Below are 1,548 nucleotides of genomic sequence, written 5' to 3'. Positions count from 1 at the left end.
CCCTTTCGAGAACCGCCCCCGATTCGAGAACAAAAGGATGCGGTGGGGAATAGAAACGGGTTTCCGGGGAGATCAAGTCTAGGCGATCCATGGGCGGGGGGTGGTGGGTTATAAACTCTGGAAAGTTTGCTGGAAATCCTCGATAATATCGTCAATATGTTCCAAACCCACGGAAACGCGGATTAATTCGGGCGTTACTCCCGCCGATCGCTGTTCTTCCTCGTTTAACTGCTGGTGAGTCGTCGAGGCGGGATGGATAACCAGGGTTTTTGCGTCCCCCACGTTGGCGAGATGGCTGGCGAGTTTCACCCGGTTGATAAAATTCCGCCCGGCCTCGAAACCGCCCCGAATCCCGAAGGCTAAAACCCCGCCGAAGCAGTGTTTTAGGTACTTCTTCGCCCGTTCGTGGTAAGGATGTTCCGGTAATCCGGGATAATCGACCCATTCCACCTGCGGCTGTTCTTTGAGCCAGTTCCCTAGGGCCAACGCATTGGATCCATGACGATCGACCCGTAGGGAGAGGGTTTCCAATCCCTGTAGCAGTAAAAATGCGTTAAACGGACTCAAGGCGGGCCCAAAATCCCGCAATCCCTCCACCCGGGCCCGGATAATAAAGGCGATATTGCCCAAAGGGCCGGACGGTCCGAACACCTCGTAGAAATTCAACCCGTGATAACCCGGCGCGGGTTCGGTAAACTGGGGAAATTTGCCGTTTCCCCAGTCGAATTTACCCGAATCGACGATTACTCCGCCGATGGAAGTGCCGTGACCGCCGATCCATTTGGTCGCCGATTGCACCACGATATCGGCCCCCTGTTCGATCGGGCGACAGAGATAGCCGCCGCAGCCGAAGGTATTATCGACGATGAGGGGAATGCCGTTCTCGTGGGCGATATGGGCCAAGGCGGCAAAATCGGGAATATTAAATCGGGGATTGCCGATCGTCTCGACGTATAAGGCTTTGGTGCGATCATCGATCGCCGCTCGAAAAGCCTCGGCCTCATCGCCATCGACGAACTTGACATTTATTCCTAAACGCGGTAGGGAGACTTTGAACTGATTATAGGTTCCGCCGTAGAGGTAGCTAGTGGAAACGATATTATCCCCCGCACCGGCGATATTAGCGATCGCTAGAAATTGCGCCGCCTGACCGCTAGAGGTGGCCAGGGCCGCTGCACCTCCTTCTAAAGCGGCGATCCGCTTCTCGAAGACATCGGTGGTCGGGTTCATCGAAAATTTTGGGTCTGAAACCCCGTCGTTCTACGACGGCTTTACTGTTAAATATGAGCATCGTTTACGAAATATATGCTAAAATGTGAGGTATGGAAAAAGCCTATTCGTTTCGATTTTACCCCACACCCGAACAAGAGTCGCTATTGCGGCGCACTTTGGGCTGTGTAAGATTGGTTTACAATAAGGCACTCCATCTCAGAACACAAGCTTGGTACGAAAAGCAAGAAAGAGTAGGCTACGCTCAAACTTCTTCAATGCTAACCGATTGGAAAAAGCAAGAAGAATTAAACTTTCTCAATGAAGTAAGCTGTGTAC

Annotated in this window: 2 protein-coding genes; one reads left to right on the top strand and one right to left on the bottom strand. The window is 52.4% G+C overall.

What is annotated here, in order from left to right:
- Nucleotides 1–108 precede the first annotated feature (108 nt).
- Nucleotides 109–1,230: an O-acetylhomoserine aminocarboxypropyltransferase/cysteine synthase family protein gene (locus IQ242_RS24460; RefSeq protein ID WP_228021197.1), complete on the bottom strand. Its 1,122-nt coding sequence runs from the start codon at nt 1,228–1,230 to the stop codon at nt 109–111.
- A 92-nt stretch (nt 1,231–1,322) separates the two neighbouring features.
- Between IQ242_RS24460 and IQ242_RS24455 the strand changes: the two genes are divergently transcribed.
- Nucleotides 1,323–1,548 (top strand): helix-turn-helix domain-containing protein (locus tag IQ242_RS24455; protein WP_193961739.1); only part of this gene is annotated, 226 nt, incomplete at its 3' end.

The organism is Microcystis sp. LEGE 08355 (genome assembly GCF_015207185.1).
GTDB lineage: Bacteria > Cyanobacteriota > Cyanobacteriia > Cyanobacteriales > Microcystaceae > Microcystis > Microcystis panniformis.
Note: the sequence above shows the minus strand (reverse complement) of the source record. Positions and strands in the feature narration are given on the sequence as shown.

What these genes read in the sequence shown, in the direction of transcription:
- IQ242_RS24460 (WP_228021197.1), bottom strand. Translation starts at nt 1,230, where the DNA reads ATGAACCCGACCACCGATGTCTTCGAGAAGCGGATCGCCGCTTTAGAA.